General features: G+C 36.7%; 24 protein-coding genes. 9 read left to right on the top strand and 15 right to left on the bottom strand.

Annotated elements, in window-relative coordinates; all coding sequences use genetic code 11:
* Nucleotides 1–5: 5 nt before the first annotated feature.
* Nucleotides 6–623 (bottom strand): YecA family protein, encoded by a 618-nt coding sequence (locus tag H9630_RS09450; RefSeq protein WP_225218475.1) that lies wholly within the window; start codon nt 621–623, stop codon nt 6–8.
* Between the two features lie 265 nt (nt 624–888).
* On the opposite strand from H9630_RS09450, the gene H9630_RS09445 reads away from it, so the two are divergent.
* A complete protein-coding gene (locus tag H9630_RS09445; RefSeq protein ID WP_191715269.1) occupies nt 889–2223 on the top strand; it encodes a restriction endonuclease in 1335 nt (444 codons plus the stop codon).
* Between the two features lie 253 nt (nt 2224–2476).
* Here H9630_RS09445 and H9630_RS09440 read toward each other — a convergent pair whose 3' ends face one another.
* Together H9630_RS09440 and H9630_RS09435 are read right to left on the bottom strand one after the other, a co-directional pair.
* Nucleotides 2477–2785: a hypothetical protein gene (locus H9630_RS09440; protein ID WP_191715268.1), complete on the bottom strand. Its 309-nt coding sequence runs from the start codon at nt 2783–2785 to the stop codon at nt 2477–2479.
* 239 nt (nt 2786–3024) lie between these two features.
* Nucleotides 3025–3666, bottom strand: a complete 642-nt coding sequence (locus H9630_RS09435) for a hypothetical protein (RefSeq protein WP_191715267.1) — start codon at nt 3664–3666, stop codon at nt 3025–3027.
* A gap of 281 nt (nt 3667–3947) precedes the next feature.
* On the opposite strand from H9630_RS09435, the gene H9630_RS09430 reads away from it, so the two are divergent.
* Complete coding sequence (locus H9630_RS09430) at nt 3948–4952, top strand: hypothetical protein (protein WP_191715266.1); 1005 nt, start codon at nt 3948–3950, stop codon at nt 4950–4952.
* Nucleotides 4953–4964: 12 nt separating this feature from the next.
* On the opposite strand, the gene H9630_RS09425 is transcribed toward H9630_RS09430, so the two are convergent.
* The gene (locus H9630_RS09425; protein WP_191715265.1) at nt 4965–5210 is read right to left on the bottom strand and encodes a hypothetical protein; all 246 of its coding nucleotides are present in this window, start codon (nt 5208–5210) and stop codon (nt 4965–4967) included.
* Nucleotides 5211–5385: 175 nt separating this feature from the next.
* Here H9630_RS09425 and relB point away from each other — a divergent pair, with 175 nt between their 5' ends.
* From relB to H9630_RS09405, 4 genes are all read left to right on the top strand, one after another.
* Complete coding sequence (gene relB / locus H9630_RS09420) at nt 5386–5598, top strand: type II toxin-antitoxin system RelB family antitoxin (RefSeq protein WP_191715264.1); 213 nt, start codon at nt 5386–5388, stop codon at nt 5596–5598.
* A 6-nt stretch (nt 5599–5604) separates the two neighbouring features.
* Entirely contained in the window at nt 5605–5868 is a 264-nt protein-coding gene (locus H9630_RS09415) for a type II toxin-antitoxin system RelE family toxin (protein ID WP_191715263.1), read from the top strand.
* 240 nt (nt 5869–6108) lie between these two features.
* The gene (locus H9630_RS09410) at nt 6109–6954 is read left to right on the top strand and encodes a ComEC/Rec2 family competence protein (protein WP_318247991.1); all 846 of its coding nucleotides are present in this window, start codon (nt 6109–6111) and stop codon (nt 6952–6954) included.
* A 2-nt stretch (nt 6955–6956) separates the two neighbouring features.
* Nucleotides 6957–7178, top strand: a complete 222-nt coding sequence (locus tag H9630_RS09405; protein WP_191715262.1) for a DUF3006 domain-containing protein — start codon at nt 6957–6959, stop codon at nt 7176–7178.
* A gap of 177 nt (nt 7179–7355) precedes the next feature.
* Here H9630_RS09405 and H9630_RS09400 read toward each other — a convergent pair whose 3' ends face one another.
* Entirely contained in the window at nt 7356–7724 is a 369-nt protein-coding gene (locus tag H9630_RS09400) for a hypothetical protein (RefSeq protein ID WP_191715261.1), read from the bottom strand.
* Nucleotides 7725–8132: 408 nt separating this feature from the next.
* Here H9630_RS09400 and H9630_RS09395 point away from each other — a divergent pair, with 408 nt between their 5' ends.
* Entirely contained in the window at nt 8133–8921 is a 789-nt protein-coding gene (locus H9630_RS09395; protein WP_225218506.1) for a lipid II flippase Amj family protein, read from the top strand.
* Nucleotides 8922–9128: 207 nt separating this feature from the next.
* On the opposite strand, the gene H9630_RS09390 is transcribed toward H9630_RS09395, so the two are convergent.
* The 7 genes from H9630_RS09390 to H9630_RS09360 all read right to left on the bottom strand — a co-directional run bounded on the left by H9630_RS09390 (nt 9129) and on the right by H9630_RS09360 (nt 12863).
* Complete coding sequence (locus H9630_RS09390; protein WP_191715260.1) at nt 9129–9383, bottom strand: hypothetical protein; 255 nt, start codon at nt 9381–9383, stop codon at nt 9129–9131.
* Between the two features lie 132 nt (nt 9384–9515).
* Nucleotides 9516–9665 carry a hypothetical protein gene (locus tag H9630_RS09385; protein WP_191715259.1) on the bottom strand — a complete coding sequence of 50 codons (150 nt, stop codon included), beginning with the start codon at nt 9663–9665 and terminating at the stop codon, nt 9516–9518.
* A 297-nt stretch (nt 9666–9962) separates the two neighbouring features.
* Complete coding sequence (locus H9630_RS09380) at nt 9963–10187, bottom strand: hypothetical protein (protein WP_191715258.1); 225 nt, start codon at nt 10185–10187, stop codon at nt 9963–9965.
* A 603-nt stretch (nt 10188–10790) separates the two neighbouring features.
* A complete protein-coding gene (locus tag H9630_RS09375) occupies nt 10791–11462 on the bottom strand; it encodes a hypothetical protein (protein ID WP_191715257.1) in 672 nt (223 codons plus the stop codon).
* Nucleotides 11463–11638: 176 nt separating this feature from the next.
* A complete protein-coding gene (locus tag H9630_RS09370; RefSeq protein WP_191715256.1) occupies nt 11639–12133 on the bottom strand; it encodes a WapI family immunity protein in 495 nt (164 codons plus the stop codon).
* Nucleotides 12134–12242: 109 nt separating this feature from the next.
* The gene (locus H9630_RS09365; protein ID WP_191715255.1) at nt 12243–12581 is read right to left on the bottom strand and encodes a hypothetical protein; all 339 of its coding nucleotides are present in this window, start codon (nt 12579–12581) and stop codon (nt 12243–12245) included.
* 18 nt (nt 12582–12599) lie between these two features.
* Nucleotides 12600–12863 (bottom strand): hypothetical protein, encoded by a 264-nt coding sequence (locus H9630_RS09360; protein WP_191715254.1) that lies wholly within the window; start codon nt 12861–12863, stop codon nt 12600–12602.
* Between the two features lie 277 nt (nt 12864–13140).
* On the opposite strand from H9630_RS09360, the gene H9630_RS09355 reads away from it, so the two are divergent.
* On the top strand, nt 13141–13890 hold the full coding sequence (locus H9630_RS09355; RefSeq protein WP_191715253.1) for a hypothetical protein: 750 nt from the start codon (nt 13141–13143) through the stop codon (nt 13888–13890).
* Between the two features lie 446 nt (nt 13891–14336).
* Nucleotides 14337–14594, top strand: a complete 258-nt coding sequence (locus H9630_RS09350; RefSeq protein ID WP_191715252.1) for a hypothetical protein — start codon at nt 14337–14339, stop codon at nt 14592–14594.
* Between the two features lie 225 nt (nt 14595–14819).
* Here H9630_RS09350 and H9630_RS09345 read toward each other — a convergent pair whose 3' ends face one another.
* The 3 genes from H9630_RS09345 to H9630_RS09335 form a co-directional block, all read right to left on the bottom strand.
* Nucleotides 14820–15266, bottom strand: coding sequence for a hypothetical protein (locus H9630_RS09345; RefSeq protein WP_191715251.1), 447 nt, complete (start codon nt 15264–15266; stop codon nt 14820–14822).
* A gap of 210 nt (nt 15267–15476) precedes the next feature.
* On the bottom strand, nt 15477–17963 hold the full coding sequence (locus H9630_RS09340; protein WP_191715250.1) for an FtsX-like permease family protein: 2487 nt from the start codon (nt 17961–17963) through the stop codon (nt 15477–15479).
* Complete coding sequence (locus H9630_RS09335) at nt 17960–18718, bottom strand: ABC transporter ATP-binding protein (protein ID WP_191715249.1); 759 nt, start codon at nt 18716–18718, stop codon at nt 17960–17962. Before H9630_RS09335 ends, H9630_RS09340 begins: the two co-directional genes overlap by 4 nt.
* Nucleotides 18719–19095 lie beyond the last annotated feature (377 nt).

The following is a 19095-nucleotide window of genomic DNA, read 5'->3' as shown; positions in this document are numbered from 1 at the left end:
TAACCTTAAACTGGTGCAACCGATTTCAATCTATAAACCCTGGAATAGTTTCTAACTGTTTCTTCAATACTGGCAAAAGAAATATTTGCATTTTCCGCAATGATTCTCATTATAGCAAGCGTTCCTTGTTCCACTCCACCCATAAGGTAGTTGCCAATGGACATATTCAATACTCTTTGTGCAGTCTCATCTATATTTTGGGACACTCCATACCGATATTCAACTTGTTTTCCTGTGGACACTGATTTACCAAAAATCACAGGTGGTATTTTAATTCCATCCTGTAGAGTGTTCATGATTGCAATGTCTATTACCTTTCCGTCTAAATCAATCCAGGAATGATCAAAGGTCATTCCATCGATTTGTACTTCGCCAAGTCTAACTACCGAATTGAAGCCCTTCTCCGTTAATAGAATGTGCATGATTGCAGAAATCGTGTGGCAGCCACCCCGGTAGTCATGTTCTGTTATGAAGTTATAAGTGCCTCTAATAATGTCCTTAATATCTTGGTCACATTCATACTTATCAATCCCTGCTGCCCATTTCTCACGCCAATTCCAGCAACACTTCTTATATTTCTTTTCACTTCCACAAGGACAGATGTCATTTCTACTTGCTTTCATAAAATCTACTCAACCTCTCTAATTTAAAATGCCTATACCATTCATTTTTTCTATGGTTTATCCTAGTTTTTTTCCCATTTTAATTATTATAACATCCTTTAAATTACAAATATGTAATTTATTGAATAAAAGTCGGTACGTCCATCTGATACAGTTAATCCTCTAAAGTTTTCAACAACTATTTAAATACAACGAACTATTTAAAAAATTCTAGATTATAATAGATTCAGTAATATTCTGGAAATATCAAAAAGGGGAGCAAGAGATGTTCAAAAAATACACAGAAGTTATCATAGCTAAAAGAGATTTCGAAAAAAATCAAAAAGGACTAGAAAAAATCAAAGAAGAGGTAGAAAAAAATCAGAAGATATTAAAAAAAGTACAAAAAGATATTGATACTTTTGAACGCCTTGTTGAAGATAGAAAAGCTGTTAATCAAAGATCTATTCGCGAACAAATTGAATTAACAAAAAGCAAAAAAGAGTTAAAAAAAGAAATTGAGGTAATGGAAGCTAAAATTGAGAGTTTAGAAGAAAGAATCCTTTTATTAAACGTAAAAAGGGATGAATTTCAGGAATTCGAAGAAGAGGTTGAAATTGTTCTCCAAGCTCAAGCAAAAGCCCCTCCAATAAGTAAAAAAATCAATCCCCTTTACACATTAGAAACTGTAGACGAACAGCTGCATCATTATTATCAATCATTTATAAAAGACTATAATATCTCGAGCTTTAGAATTTCTGGGATGATGGAACGATTAATTGAACTTTTGTATGAAGATCACTTCAATATAAGAAAATATGAAAATCGAAAACAAAACGACTATTACGTTTCTGGTCCTGGAGATGCAGAAATTGCATTTCCTTCAATCAAATTTTTCTTTGATTTCCTTGAAAGCAAAGAATATCCTGTTTATGAAAATTTAAAAAGCTTTGTCCACCTCTTTTTTTCCTACCACTTAGAGGCTGAATATCAAGAAGACCTATATAAGTATCCATTTCTTCATGCTCTGCAGCCTGAAGATCAAAATGCTGAAAAGATGGCCCGTCTTTTTTTGATGAATGATGGGATAGAAGCATCAATTAGTAATTTCACTTTTCAGTATGCAGCAAAGAAATTTGGGGTTGAAATTACTTATGATGAAATCGATAAACATTTAGAAGAACAGAAGAAAATCCTCAAAATTGAAAGACTTGAACGCAATGCAAAAGTAATCACAGAAGAAGAAAAATCCTTGCAATTATCACAAATAAACTTCGATTTACTTAATGGAATTGACTTCGAGCTATTTGTCGGGAACGTTCTCCAAAAACTAGGATTTACCGTAACCCAAACAAAAGGTTCTGGAGACCAAGGTGTTGATTTGATCGCCTTAAAGAATGATAAAAAATACGCCATTCAGACCAAACGATATTCTTCTAACGTAAGCAATACAGCAATCCAAGAAGCTGTTGCAGGCAAAAATTATTATACAGCTGATTATGCGTGGGTTATAACTAACAGTGATTACACAAAAGGTGCTAGAGAAATCGCCCAAGCCACAAACACTCTTCTATGGAATGGTAATAAATTAAAAGAAATGCTTGAGTTTGCAGAATACTAATATAAAAAAGATCTTCTGTTCATTCAGGCGATCTTTTTATTACTTACACTACAAAAAAATCTGACAGACGAAATAGTCTTCCTAGTAGATTCAACATCCTCTAAAAAAAAAGAAAATCATAGAAGAAAGCACAATTATAAAGGTCAAACAAACAGAAACTCTTAATAAGTCAGTTGATTCCTTGCGTTATCTACGCTTAATCCTTCAATACAATTTTAAGTTTTAATAATCATTCATTGTTCATAGCTATCTGTTACTTAGCTAAAGCATTAATCTGTCGCTTAACCTCTTTCTTTTTCCTCTTATAATTGTATTTAAAGGTATAGTGAAGAATTAACATTAAGAGAATGTATATCCCCACTGAAGGTATCATTGATTTCCAAAAAGCGATTACCAATGTTTCTTCACTACCATAAAACATTTGTCGATCGTACATATAAGATATATCACTTATTATGGCCGCTCCCAAAAGTAAAAAAACAAGCGTTAGAAATATTTGTAGAACCACCCCGATGATATAAAGATTTCTTAAATGCCGGATACTTAAAAATCCGTTTGCCATTATCTAATCTACTCCTAATATCTTTTACTATCTTTATCGGCATTTCCTCTCATTTATTAACTTCAAATATCTGAATTACCTATACGCGCGTGAAAGTCAGGTTTTGTCGGAATTGTAGCTATTTGTAATGATAGATATAATCATCCACAGAAGTACAGTCTGGATCTATCTCTTGCCATTCCCGGAGCAGCCGCCAACGTCCTGCTGCCGCGCGCCGTCTAAGTGTCTGATAAGGTATTTTAAATTCTACTGCCGCATCCAGCAACGATACCCCTTGCCTCCATCCTCCAGCTATAGAGAAGCGAGCTGCCGACATTTGCCAACCATCCTACACTCTCAATTTCCAACAATTTACCACTACATATATAGGTGTTTATGCCACTATTTGCAACCATTCCAAAACCTATACGCGTAAAGTTGTTAGCATACGCGCGTATGTATCTCAGGTTTTGTGAGGTTCCTACACGCGCGTGAACGTTAACATTCCTCAACAATGCCAGATTTTTCAATAAGGCGCTGCTTGCCCATTTCAAATACGCATAAGTTTCTTTACTGCTGTATCCGCGTTTTTTACCCTCTTCAAGATCAGCGTCAACGTGCTGCTCCACAATATCGAAAGGATCTGCATTCTTATATATTTTGTGCTTATCGGTTACGTGTCGGGCGGATTCATATTCTAGTGTTTGTTTCCCGTAAATACCGTTGCGATTGTAATAAGGAATTCCGATTTCGAGCCAATTTACCGCGATTTTCAAATCTACAATCATTCTAGTTAAATTAGTGTGCCGGTTTTTATCGGTTGCGGTTTCATTCGGCAAAGAGCGCTTTAATGCCCTAGTCCGCTTTAATTGTTTCTGGTACTCTAGCAGCAAAAAATCCATAACAGCTCACTCCTTTTCACAATTATTTACATGTTGTAACGCTTATATAAAACTATCCTAGTATAATAATATAGCTCTACGAATGTCTTTCAACATAATGTCAATTTAGTTGAAAGAGTGATAATTCTTAAAAGAGAAAACTAAAAAAGTTGTAAAATAGAGAAGTTTCTACTAGAAGAAAATTTATTAGTATTTTCTGTCTATTTAAAAATATTCTTTTGTGATATATTAAACTCACAAATATAATGAGAGTAATTTATATTTATTAAAGGAGTTTAAAAATGAAAGACTTTATTAATATTTGCATTTCATTTATAGCTTTTCTTTCTACTAGAGTAGATTTGTATCAGGTAGATGGGAAAAAGTTTAGTATTAAAGTTTTATTTATTAATCTTTTTATAAGTTTACTACTTTCATCTTTAATTGCTTTTTTCATAGCAACAGTGTTGATTGCAAATTATGATTTTAGAGAAGAATTTTGGTCGTACTTCATAATTTTTCTTAGTCTCTTTTCTTTAATGATCTTGATGAATATTTTTTCAAAACAAATAAATATTCCTAAGATTTTTTTGATAGTAGTATTTTATATTATAGGATTATTGAAATCCATATTGGATGCTTACCTTCTTTTTATAATGTATACTGCTATATTTGCTGGTGGTTGTTCAGTCTTGGCATACACTTTTCACCAAATCTTTACAAGATACGGTCTTAATAATGAACTCTTTTCAATGACAATGAGTTTAATTATAGGTGTTGGATTAACATTGGGTGCATTTTATGGCTTCCCGGCTTCTAAAAGCCAGCGAGACCAGAACGAATTGCTTATTTCTCCAGTCTTGATTATTGGAAGTATACTAATTGGCTATTTTATAAGCGAGACAAACTTCATTTCAAACATAAACGAAGGCAATGGAAACTTTTCATTATTTATATTAACTATTTTTGTGATAACAGCAATCACTCAAATCAGTTCATATTTTAAAAAAATTATAGAAAAAATTTATGAAATAGATAAATATAACGAACGCATAATACAAGAATCTTCTATATTTGAGGAGAAAAAAAATAGAACAATTAATAAATTTTTTCAAATTATTGAAAACACGAAAAATGACATAAAGTCTACAATAACAGAATTTCGGAAAGATAAAGGAAACCCTGAGATATGGATGAATTTTATAAAATATTTTTTTTATGCAGTTTTAATAGTTTTTTCTGCTTACTTTCTTGCTAGTTACGTATTTTATGTCTTGATATCCTTGTTTTATGGCAGTGATTACTAAGGGATTAATCCGTTACTTGAATACTTTTTCAATCGACCAAAATTGAGTAATGTGAGCGCCTTTATGATGCAAAGCGTTGATAATTCGTTTCCGTTCTTCAAAGCCAATGCCGAGCTGTTCTTTTATTTCAATGCCCCTTACCCCACCGCCTTGGGTTGTAATTAGATCAAACACATTTTTTTCATCCATCGTGAAAGAGTTGTAAGTTGCCTCACTGACTCCTGGAGTCAAAAAGTCGCAAGTTTTTTTATTGGCCACTTTTCTTAGCTCCATTCTGTATTGCTTATGATATTAGGAAATTATTTATATTGGTGTTTGCATATAGATAGCGCCTATAAAAATACTATTTCCATGAAGAGGTTCAGATCAATCATTTTACAAACACAACTCTTTGTAATACAATGTATTACAAAGAGTTGAAGGAGGTTTTACCATGGCTACTATTTCCTTGCGTGTAGATGATCGAGACGGCAAACTCATCCGCGACTACGCCAAACTAAAAAAGACATCTGTTTCTGATTTAATGAGAAATGCCATCATCGAAAAGATTGAGGATGAAATCGACGTAGAAAATTTTGACCAGGTCCTTGCCAATATGGAAAAAACCCATTCCTTAGATGACGTCAAAAAAGAATTAGGTTTATAACAGACGATGTATGCTGTTCATTTTTCAGATGTCGCGTTGAAGAAATTAAAAAAGATGGACCGGTACCAGGCCTCTCTCCTGATTGGCTGGATCGAAAAGAACTTGCAGGATGCCAGCGATCCACGAACACATGGAAAAGCTTTGGTTGCGAACCACAAGGGCAAGTGGCGTTACCGTGTCGGTGATTACCGCATCCTGGCGTTAATCGAAGACGAAAAAATCATTATTACCATCATCGATGTCGGACATCGAAAAGATATTTACGAATAAAGAAACAGATACGCCTCTGCTGAACTGTGCCCCATTTAATGGACAACTTAATAAAAGCACCCCGCAGCTAAGCTGCGAGGAGATGACTTCGGTATTGGGCCGGAGTCATCTTTTTTAGATTCGATTTCTTGTTCCGTTGTAATGCTGAAAATACTTGAGAAATCCAGAAAAAATGTATTGTCGGTTGGATCTTCGTAGCTTATGATGAAGATGTAAATAACTTACAGGAAAGAAGGCGATGTGTTGAAGAAGACCCTAAGTATCCTTATGTCCGTCATCCTGTTGGCTGGGCTTGTCTCTATGCCTTCCGCTTCGATGGCGGCTACCCCAACAATGAAAGTACATTTTATTAACGTCGGCCAGGGTGATGCTACCTACATCAAGATGCCGGGCGGCGAGGACGTCCTGATTGACGGTGGGCGGCAAGGACAGGGAGATGAAGTCATTGCTTATCTCAAGAAACAGAAAGTCGATGACATTGAGATTATGATTGCCACGCATCCCGACGCTGATCATTTGGGTGGTCTGGATGAAGTGCTCAAAGCTTATAAAGTCGAGTCGGTCTATGCACCAAAAGTGGCACATACGACCGATGCCTATAAGAATTTCCTGACTGCTGTCAAGGCAGAGAAACTGACTATCAAGACAGCAAAGGCCGGTGTGAAACTTCCTCTGAAGACTGGGACGGCCAAGTTTATCGGACCGACACGCGACTATGGGAAAAGCGATTTAAACAACTGGAGTGCCGTACTTCACATCACCTATAACAAGAACAAGTTCCTGTTTACGGGCGATGCCGAAAAAACTGCCGAATCGGACATGGTTAAGGCCAAGCAGACGCTCCTTGCCGATGTCATTAAGGTTGGGCATCATGGAGCCAAGACTTCCTCCAATGCGGGTTTCCTAAAAGTCGTAAAGCCGAAATATGCGGTAATTAGCGTTGGAAAGAATTCGTATGGCCATCCATCCACTGAAGTACTGAACCGATACAAGCCATACAAGACGACGATTTATCGGACGGATCAAAAAGGCAACATCATCTTCACTTCGACCGGAACCAAAATCACAGTTGCTACGGTGAAATAATCATGAAGCCCTTAAAAGGAATCATCGATCGGTTTGAAGAGAACATTGCAGTTATTGAAATTGAAGGGATTACTCGCGACTTTGACAAGAGCATCTTTCCAATCACAGCTGAGCCGGGTGACTTTGTTGAAATCATTGGAAATCGGGTGACCCTTCTTAATGAGGAAACCGAGAAGCGTAGAAAAGAGATCGAAGAGTTAATGAATGAGCTTTGGGAGGATTAAATTCACTTGCTAATTCTTCTCTAACTAAATTTGAAGGAAAAAGGCAGCATATGCAGACAAAAACGGATACCGTCTCTAGACAGAGACGGTATCCGTTTTTGTGACATTCAGTCTAAGGAAAGGACAACTTTAATTTTACTCTGCCCATTTCACATGGCTATATCTCTTTCAGGACTTTTATTGGTCAAAGGGCAATCGTCGGTCTTCGTCTTTGTAAATTGAGTACATGGTGCCGACACTTTTCATGGCGGAACAGGTCGCATCACTACAAGCGAAAATATGGGTTTGCGTATCGGTGTAAACATTTACCGTAAAGTTGTAAGGGAAGGTCCCACCTTTTGACTTCTCCAAGAATCGATCGATCGCAATCACCTTCTCCTTGCTGGCGATCTCATGGTAATCGGCACTTTCTACTGTTTTTTGCACCATTTCGCTTAACGCGATTTCTTCTTCCGCTGTCGGTTGAAATAACAGCCAATCTCCCAACAGAAATAAATTAATTCCCAAGCTGACAATGAATAGCACAAGTACAAGTTTCTTTTTCATCGTGATACTCCCTTTTTAATCTTAAATAGCGACAAGTATTTTATTGAGCATACATTTTTTAGGAGCGTTTTGTCTTTATAAATTTATTTTCTCTGTGTAACTGATTATTTAAGGTTTATTACCGAAAGAAAAAAGAGCGCGTCAACGAAACACAAGCCCAGATATATCAACGATTTGAATGTATCTTTTTTCTACTAATTTCAGTTTCACTTATTTTTCTCAGGAAGTTAATAAAACCGGGGTTTTGAATGTAACTTAATTTAGATTAAGTTACATTCAAAGACGGATTTTTATGATTGGTTTTTTTTATAAAATTTTGAAGAAACTTACTGAAATGCAAAACGTCCAAATCTAACAATATAAATTGGGCAGGTGGAAATAATAGAATTATTAACAGAAAAACTCATCATGATCGCTCTATTCATCCTGATCATTCATTCAATCGAAACATTAGCCTATGCAGTGCGCCTTTCTGGGGCGCGCGTCCGTTTATTAGCATCAGCTTTATCACTTTTTAATGTAATGGTGATGGTTTCAAGGTTATCGAATATGATGCAGCAACCTTTTACAGGGAGTTTGATCGATAAAGCTCCTTCGGATAATGCTTTCATATTTGTTGAAAACCAATTCCGAATCCTCATAGGTTCAGCTTCGCTAGGTACCTTACTAGGCATTATCTGCTTGCCTACTTTTGTAGCCATTTTTTCTAGAGCCATTATTCATTTGGCGAATGAAAGAGGCTCCATCCCAAATTTATTGAAAAAAGGCTTTACGTTCGATTATATGCGTCGTGGATTCAAATATATACGAAAGCCAAGCCTGTCCTATTTACGAGGAATAGGGATAAGAGAGATTCCGATAAAATTATTTGTAATCAACGTCGTCATTACGGCTGTTTATACAATTGGGGTTTTGTCGGCCTTATATGCTAGTTTGTTGGTTCCTGAGTATAAAACAACGGCAATTATGGCCTCGGGATTGATAAACGGTATAGCTACAATGTTATTGATCATATTCATTGATCCTAAAATCTCCATTTTAGCCGACGATGTCATCAATAAAAAAGGGAATTATTCTGAGCTAAAAAGAGCTTCTGTCATGATGATGAGTTCAAGGTTACTAGGCACAGTGTTTGCCCAAATTCTTTTTATTCCAGGAGCCCATTATGTAGCTTGGTTTGCAAAAATTATTGCTTAATAAGAGGGTAAGACCTCTCCAAAGTATTGCTTTAGAAGCTCTTGAAGCAACCCTTGTCGTTAATGAATTTGAATGTAACTTAATTACACTTATGTTACATTCAGATTCATGCTCTTTACTTCAAATAAAAAAGTTATCGAAACAAGGACTTTCCCCTGAAGCTTCTTAAAAATAAATAAGAATGAGTTCTTAGAAAGAATTATATATTCATTTTTCTTGCACTTTTTTATAAGAAATTGTGAAAACAATGGTAGCTAGTGCAAAGAAAAAAACGCCAATAGCTGTAGGTATATATATAAATCCATTCATCATGCTTTCAGATGTTGTCCATGACCCGGCACCCGAAGGTCTCGAAATAAATATGGCCACTGCTTCCCCGTTTACACCTAGTATTAAAGCTAAGACACCTAAACAAAAGAAAACTACAACCAACTTAAATGAGTTCAAAAAGCTATTTTTCACGTAAATCCTCCTTCTTACTTGTCCTCAATAACTTTCCGAATGTCACTCAACTGTCCGCATATTGCCTGCAGATTCAATAAAAAGCCGTACTCTTTTTCGAATGCGACTTTGAATTTAGTGAATTTAGATAAATTATCTTCTGTATTCGAATTTTTTTATAAGGTGATCGATTCTGAGCGCAATGTAAATGAGCACCATTGCCGCAATAGCCTCCCAAATCCCCCCGAAAAAGAACCCGATGGCTGCACCGAAAGCAATGTAAATGACCAGCGTTTTTTCCATCCCAATAACCCCCTCTATTTCTAAAAATTAGTATAACTTAAAAATCGATAAGGTTATTTTTTTTTTTTGCAAGCCCCTGTGAATTGGGCATTTGAATGTAACTTACTTACCAATAAGTTACATTCAGATTCAATGAAACGACTACCGGTAGTTAAATTGTATTCAGGACTATGATCGAATAACGTTTAGAACCACAAGTGGTTTTAATTTAAAGGGAACACAATAAATCACTTGTGGTTTATTGGGACGCAACTATTACAAAATTACTGGAACTCTTAAACGAATAGGCTTGCCTTTTCACTTCATCATCTCGTTATAAATGTAGAAGTGGTAAAAGGCTGGGGTTAACAAAGCGCCTGCAATACAAATGAGTGCAGCTATTTTGTTTATCTTTCTTAATCGATGCTCACCGCTTTTCAAGTGCTCAAAAAAAGTGAACGTAAAATAAATACTGAAAATCAGCAAGGTTGTCGACAAAATTCCTAGCCAATTTCCTGTTCCGAACAAGCCTAAATTAGACATTCAATCATTCTCCTTTCTTTTATCGGATTTTTAAATTTAAGGAATATCATATCTAGAAAAACGCGAATGTAACTTAATTAGAGTTATGTTACATTCAAAACCGTCAAGATTTCTATCTAAAAAAATGAAACTTTCCTGGAGAAAAATGGTATATATAATACAAAGTAAAATATTAAAATTTTCTAGCGAAAGGGACAAAAAAATGTTTAAATCAAATTTTACAAACCAAGTTCTTCGAATTGCAGGATTATGGGCCGTATACTTTATTATTTTGTTTACTAGTGATTTCTTTTCCTATTCTCAAAATAAAACCTTTTTTGTTATTGTTACAGCACTTTATATTTTGCTAACGCTCTTTTTCCTTTGGAGAATAAAAAATCCGAGTAAAAAAGCGCGTTATCACGAGAATGGGCAAAGATCGATTTAAGTGAAGATATGCAAATAATTAAGATGGCCAGACAAGGGATTTCAACCTTTTGTCTGGCCTTTTTGAATGTAACTTAATTGCTATTAAGTTACATTCAAACTAAGTAGAATTTTCTTGAATTCCCTATCGGCTGTTCATCCGAATACAGACCCATCCCAGGCTGGAGACTCGTTGCCCTATTCCTGTTGCAGTAACTCCTCAAAATAGTTGTAACTATTCTCCATGATGAAAACGCGTGTGAGCATCTCATTTACATAGCGGTCAATATCCAGCCAATCGAGCTCTTCGTCGTCATCTTCCGTTTTGTAGATAAGCTGCACTTGAGCCAGACCTTTTCTGATCAGTTCTTTCCCAAGATCTCTCTGCCCCTTCTCTAAATAATAATCCCCTAACTCCAGGTAGTTTCCAACAAAATAAGGACCGTCTTCGATTGATTTTGTTAAGAAAGCCTCATATTGGATGCTATCTCTACTTCGATAGTAGTTGGCAAGGAGAAGTGAAATCATGGAAGCAATTTCCGGATCTGCTTTGTTTAGCGCACCCTTTGCTTGTTCAACCAACACATGATCCAATTCTCCCCTATGCAAGCGAGCAAAAAGCAAAATCAAAACGAAATAAATCGGTTGGTCGTTGTGATGCGTCAGCGCCTCTTTGGTATACTCAGTTGCCTGTTCATAATCCTCAATGGGATCTAAGGTTTCCAGGATAATCAATCGATTCCAACCTTCTAGATCGTCGGGGTTTTTGTGTACATAATCGATTAATAAAGCTTCAGCCTTCTCTAATTTCTCTAATTTCTCCTCGTTAACTAACGCTGTTATTTTTCGCTTTAATTCGCCATCTTTCATGTTCTCACCTCATATCTCTTTATTTGTTGGCTAACCCCTCGTTTTCACCTGTGTTGCCCCTTACTCTCCGTCTTTTCCTGCACCTTTAAAATTAGGGATTTGAATGTAACTTAATTCACAATAAGTTACATTCAAAACCAAAATAAATATCTTTAAGTGTCCCCTATAAAGCGCTTTTATTTTCTTTTAGAACTGCGCATTTTTCTAAAAAGATCAGTTACATGGCTTATTAAGTCATTTGGGTGTTCAAGCACAGGGAATTCTGACAGCACTTCATCCAGTTCCTTAACCAATTGATTTAAATAGCTCTGATCCGAACCAAAGTCAAAAGTAAGAACAGCTCCGGTGCTGATCGGATAACGAGTGCTCACTTCCCAATAAATTCCTCCAAAAGAATCCATCACAGCTTTTGCTTCAATAGCATTCTCTATTGAAATTAAGGAGGCCGTTCCTTTTAACTCTTGATTCATGGCAGCTAATTGATCACGAAATTCTTTAAGTTCTTCAGCTCTTAAATCCGCAAGAAAATTAGCGGAATATCCTGGGATTTCGATTCTTATGGCTGTCTTAACCCAATCCCCTTCCCATGAACCAATTGATTCAGGATAAAGCCTTTCCAATATCTTAATTTCAATTTTGGTTTCTAATCCTAAAATATCCAGCTTTTTCATAGGACACCCTCTTTTTCTAAAGCATCGTTTTGTTTTTTAGTCTAATAATCTTTTAACTGAATGTAACTTAACTGCACATAAGTTACATTCAATCCCTAGTCTTTGTTGGTTATTTTCCGTCTAACTCAGCTGCCCATTCTTTAAACCAATCGGGGGGCAATTCCAACTTGGAGAGGTCCATCTTCATCAGCTTTTCATGAGAATAAAACTCGTACCAATGCAAGTCCCATTGACACTCAATATCTCTTGCAATAAGAAAAGCCAATTCCTCCTGACCATCTAAATCTTCATCTTCCCAAGCCATCGTTAAATTATCGCACCACATGCAAAAATCTACTTGAGGAAATGAGTTTTCCCTCTTGCATATGGCATCTAAAAGCGCTTTAAGATTTTCAGAGGAATAGGGAAGATGGATGCTGGTTTCATTCCAATTCCATTCCAAATCCACATTTAACACTCCTGTCATTTATTTGTTCCAGATCCTTGCCCATAAACTTCGGGTGTCTTTTTTGGGTATTACTGGCTCAGATTCGCTTTCTGGCTGCTGTGAGGACAATTCTGGCGAATCTAGCTCTGGTTCTTCGGGCGTTGGTGCAGCTAGTTGCTTCTGATTCTCTTCTATCCGATCCAGTTTATGCTTCATCTCTTCCAAGACTTCCACAAACAATCGTAACGTTGAAGGAGAAATATTTAATTGCTTGCAAACTTCGCTGGTGTCATCATCAGTCACTCACCACCTCTTTTGTTTCATGTTATAAGAGTTCGATCCTACTTGCATCTTCTTTTTTCAGCAAAAGGTTCTTAGAGAAAAGGTAGTTCTAGATTGTTAAGTGGAGGCTAAGTACATCTTAGAAACAAAAGGCCGATTGCAATATGTCAAAAAGACTTTATGAACGTTCCATTATGCTAAAATTCAATGTAAGAACATTGGAATTATTCTAGAAGTAACAAGCTATTCCTATTTGCGTAGTTGCAGAAATAATTACAAAAAGAAAGGGGTAATCCAAATGAAACATATTTATGCCTTTGAGGAAATAAGAGACTATGAAAACTACCATGACATTATTCAACGTTTCAGTAAACGACTGAATGATTATCAACTCATATTAGAAAAAGAATATTTTTTATTAGATAAACCAAAAGGAATTGTTTGGACATCAGTAGAGGCAGCAACAACTATTTTTTCTGATCTTCCCATTCCAGCATTCACCAATAAAGATACGATATACATATCACCTGATTTAACGGGTTGGAGAAAACTGTTCATCCGACAATTGGAGGGGAAAGACCTTCCAAGTATTCAACGCTTTTACGAACAGCTTTCTGAGAATCACATACTTACAATATTAGGCCACGAATTAACTCATCACTCAGACTTGTTTTTAGATGAATTTGAAGATGAACGGGAAGATAGCATTTGGTTTGAAGAAGGAATGTGTGAGTATTTACCAAGAAAACTCCTTTTGACTGATAAGGAATTTGATGAAATATCAGCGATAGAAAAGGAATTAGTGGGCGTATTTACGGGAGAATACGGGAACCGATCTATAGATGAATTTGGAAGCAATTCCTATACAGCCAGTTTGTCTAGTATCATGTTTGATTACTGGCGAAGTTTCCTTTCAGTCAAGTATCTGGTAGAAGATTGCTTTCAAAATAACGTAAATTTGGTTTTTGAAGAATACCATAAATGGGATAAAGAAGGACGAAAACTATCACTTACTGAACATTTTGGGTTAAATAAGATTTCGATATGAAGCATCATCCCAGAATTTCAATTCTATATTAAGGAGTTTCCCTCTTTTTTAACTATGTATTTTAAAGGTTTACATATCACAAGTTATCGGCAGAGATTGGTGCAACCTTTTTTACTGAATACATGTTTCTTTAAAGTGGAAAACGTTGAAGTTAACTATTTGAAATGTTACTGGCATTTGAGGAATGTAGTGTTTGGCAATTAAGGGAATGCATGAATTACCGCATATTCAACGCTTTATACGGAGTGGCGGGTATGATAAGCTCGTGTGCTATGCAAAGTCACATAGCGCATTCCTTTGCGTGAAATCGTACCCGCAGAGGCTCCGTGTCAAGCGACATAGGGCAGAGAATTTATACATCTAACCGAATATTCTTAATTGCCATTATATACATTTCTTATCTGCCAAATACAATTTGAAATCTACTACTGGAGGAAATGATGGCTATGGCTGGTGATTTATTGGGTATTTTATATTTCTTAATTATTGGTTATGGACCTTTTGTGCTGCTGATTTTATCTATTTTCTTTTTGATAATGGGTTATATGAAATATTCATCGCGATTGGTCCTTGTCAGCATCCTCTTATTTATCCCAGAGCTCCTCGCTCTGCTGTTAATAGAGCTTGAACCCATTTTATATGTGTTCTTACTTCTTCCTGTGATTCAAATTTTTCTTTATTTAAAGATTAGAAAATTAGAATAGAATGAACCACCAGAATCCGAAAATAACATTATAGATAAATGGATTGTTTTCCTTTGTTTATTACATCGTGGAATACTACAATCTTTCTTCACGAGTAATTTGCATATGACCGATTATTAGAAACCGAATTGATAAAAAGAGAAAGGCAATGCTGACTTAATAGCATCGCCTTTCTCTTTTTATTTTCTTATAGGACTTCCGATAATTCAGGATATGTAAACCAAGTTAAATATTTTTTTCATAGTAAGTTAGCTCATAATAGCCGTATTCACTTTCCTCTAACAAAAGTATTTGGTTCAAGTCGATTGAAAATACGAACCAATGTAAGAGCACCCCCCTTGAGAGGTCTTCAATCATCTTATCTGCATGCTGGATTAATTCACTTTTATTAAACTGAACAAGGAAACTGTCTGTACCAAAGTAAAGCACTGTCCCTAGTTTCTCGCTAGCAGAGAAAATTTGACCCATCTGTCTTCGAAGGGTTTCTAAGCTAAGTTCTTCAATTCTTTCTATTACTCCCCCTTGATTTATTTTATTCCATATTTCCTCATCCGCATTAGAGGCTATAAGTTGGTGTGGCGGATAGTTTTTTGATTCAAGCATCTGTATAAATTGTTTTTGTCTTTGAACTACTTTTAATTCATCTATTCTGATACACCTGTCATCCTTCATCGCCAATTCTCCCTTGCTTAGTTCTCCTAGTAAACGATTCTCTTTAACTATACTGAGTGGTAACTGAGACATCCAGAGATATTTGGGAATAAAACCGTTCGTAAAAGTACACTTAAACGAACAAAAAAGGCTAGAAGCTAATTCTATCAGCTTCTAGCCTTCCGATAATCCCCTCATATGTAAACCTATTTATCAGTACTTGAATTCCCTTTACTTATTGTCACTTAGGATTTCCATACTTATTTTTTTATTTCCCATAACCCATCCTACGGGTATAAAAATAAGCAAGCTAATAACCCACATACTCACTGCTACTGCTAACATCAATGAAAAGTCGAAAGCGACTCTACCCGAATCAATCAGTGAAACGATAAGAGAAAACACCAATCCGCATAACGCTCCGAAAACAAGGCCAATCAAAAGATAGAAAGAAATCTGTGTGACAATAATTTTCACGATTCCCATTGGCCTGACTCCGATTGTCCGGAGTACTGCAAACTCTTTTCGTTTAGCCAGTATGTTGTTCAGAAGGGTATTCAGGACACCCGCCATGACGGAAACAACCAGTATAATTAAAACCAAAATGAAGATGGCCCATCGCTGCAAGAACATGTCTGAAGCTTCTTTCAGTGCAACAGCATGCGTATTGACTATGAGTTCTGGATACATACTGGTTAGGGTTTCAAGAGAACTCATCGCCAGGGATTCATCAACTACATTTACATATGCTTTATTAAAGTTAGTAGAAGAAGTATTTAACGCCTTCGCCTGCCAATCAAAAAGAACTTCTCCATTGCCAACTGCGTCAGAAACTGCACTTACAACCATTGTCGTCACATATTCTGCACGTTGCTTTTCATCTGAGTAGATCCCAATTTCTAAGGAATCACCGACTTTTACATCATGTTGTTTAGCAAAGACAGGAGATACAATCGCTGCGGTTGCTAAATCCTCTTTTCCGACTTCCGATATGACTTTCATACTCTCAAGCGCTTTTAAGTCTCCCAGCGTATAGTCGAAAGACCTCGTCCCAGCTTCAACAAACAACTCTCCCCCACCAAAAGTGCTGACAGAAGCGACTTGCGCGACTTGAACTTGGTTACGTACTTCTTCGCTCAAGTGTATCGGATCGATTTCAGATTGTTGAATTCGACTTGTAATGACCATAGGAGTAGGAAACTGTTCACTGATATAGTTTGTATTATTCTGCTTAATCGTACTCAGCATAACTGAACCAAAAACAGCGATAATCATGACAACGCTAATCGAGAGGATTACGAAGCTATTCTTTTTGACTTGCGGCTTTAAATTCTGAAGCGCAATTAACACATTGCGAGAGAAGAATTTCCGAGACGCTGGTATTAATACAGTTAATAGACTCGTAAGCCATATTGGTAATGCTAAGAAAAGACCGGCTAATAGCAAACAACCACTCAATATAATCAGCATCGCGCTCGCGCTTTCATCCACGGCGAGAATAACGCCAAACAGCAGCGATACAAGAGATGAAATCCCTAGAATTTTGATTGCCTTCTTGCGCATTCTGCTGTTTTTAAAATCCAACTCTTCATTTTCCTGCAGAATCGTTAAAGGCAAGATTTTTGATGATTTGAGCACTGGGATATAGAGAAACAATTGAATCACCAGACTCGCTACAACGAGTACGGGAATCGCTATTTCCCATGCAAATGACATTTGGGTTAGGGAAACGGAAAACCATTGCCCAAAACTTGGCTGCAGGATTTGGTCCACTGCATAAGCAATCGCCAACCCGAGCAAAGCGCCTGTAATGGTAATCATCGTGCTTTGGATTCGGGTGATCTTGGCTAGTTGCTCTGTTTTCGCTCCAAGTGCCCGCATAATTGCAAACTGATTTTTATTCTTATAGATGAATAAGTCGAAATTGGAAATGACCATGATGGCCGTGACAATCAAAATAAGGAACGAAAGAATAACAGTAAATAACGTCAGGGAGTTCACGTTATTCTTTGCTGCTTGATCCTCTTCAATAATGTCCACTCGCAAATCCGGCTGAATCTTTTTGAATTCATTCGCCATGGCGATCAAGTCGGTTTCTTCTGCAGTTTTCACCATTAAAGCAGTTGTTTCATTGTTAAGATATGACAGTTCCTTATTGTGAAAAAACTTCGCTCTCTCTAATGCGAAAATCACCATGTCAGGAGCAATTCCTGTTCCTTGAGCGTTCTTTAAAATTTCAGCAATTTCAAATGAATCGTCTTCAATTTCGATTTGATCGCCGATTGAAAGCTTGAACGACGCAGCTAAATTTTCTGTAATGATGACTGTGTCTTCCGTTAAATCTACACTTGTTTTATACCTACTTTTTGCAATTGAATCGTTTTCGATTCCTAGTGTGTAAACTTCTCCACCTAACGGCGCTATATACGTTTGAGTAACCAATGCTTGTGAAACAGCAACTGTTGAAGAATGTTTCGATACCATCTGCAACAATTCCTGTTCATCTTCCACCGGATTGTCATCGCTATATACAAGGGCCAAATCCATATCGCCATACATCTTTCGCAGGTCCTCTTGAAGAGTTTGTTTCGCATTTACGGCAAATAGAGCCATTGTCATCACAAGGGAGACAGCGATGGCAATGCTCATAACCGAAGTGAAGACCAAAAATTTGTTTTCTCTAAATAAACGAAACGCCAACTGATTGAGTGATTTCATACAGCTGAACCTTTTAAAATATCCTGGGAGATTTTCATGATGTGTTCAAGATCCTGCTTGCCGGAACATTCGTACTCATTGATGATGGCACCGTCATGGAAAAACAGGACACGATCTGCATGGGTGGCCACTTTCGGATCATGCGTCACCACAAGTATGCTTTGGTTCAGTTCTTCCTTCATAGAAGTCAATACCTCCAAAATTTCTTCGGACGTATTGGCATCTAAATTCCCCGTCAATTCGTCTGCCAACAGTATCGGTGGTTCACCGATAAGTGCTCGACCAATGGCGATGCGCTGTTGCTGCCCGCCCGATAATTGGACCGGACGATGTGCTTTCCACTTTGTTAACCCCATCCGTTCGATCATACTGGTTGTTTTTCTCTCGATAGCTTCTTTTGATTCCTCTTTCAAGAGCAATGGCAGCGAAATATTTTCTTCCACCGTCAAGTCTTTCAACAAGTTATAGGCTTGAAAAATAAATCCGATATTTTCCCGGCGGTAGTCCGTGGCTTTCGGTTCTGTAAAGAAACTTTCCGAATCTACTCCATTCAAACGTATTTTGCCGCTGGTCGGTTCATCTAATGCGCCGATTACATTGAGCAAAGTGCTTTTTCCAGAGCCACTAGTTCCCATAATTGCGACAAATTCCCCCGCATATAAATTGAACGAAATACCTCTTAATGCCTCAACTTCGAACCCTTTACCTATGTATTTCTTTACTAGATTATTAACTTCCAAAATTACTTTTCTCATTAAAATCGGTAGCCTCACTTGTTATATATAATTTCTCTACATTTTGCTCGACTTCAGATATTTATAAATCAACCAAAAGCCAGTTCTAGGAGTTGAAAATAATTTCTATTACTATATTTAGAACTAATACCATATAAATACAATATCATATATTAAAAAGGTTTCAGCCAATATAACGAGTCTTAGTCAAAATTTATTCAAACTTTCAATTTATTTATCATTTAAATCTCAATGAAAAGCCGTACTTGAAATAGAATAAAAAGAAAGGAACTCTTTATTCAGCTCCTTTCCTTCCGATAAATTCATGATATGTAAATTTCCACATCAGAACCAGTTTTCATCAAAAAACCCTTGCAGGTTACCTTACGTCACCATCT

This window comes from Planococcus wigleyi (genome assembly GCF_014836985.1).
In the GTDB taxonomy this organism is placed as follows: domain Bacteria; phylum Bacillota; class Bacilli; order Bacillales_A; family Planococcaceae; genus Planococcus; species Planococcus notacanthi.
The sequence above is the reverse complement of the archived record's forward strand: the minus strand, read 5'-3'. Positions and strand labels throughout refer to the sequence as shown.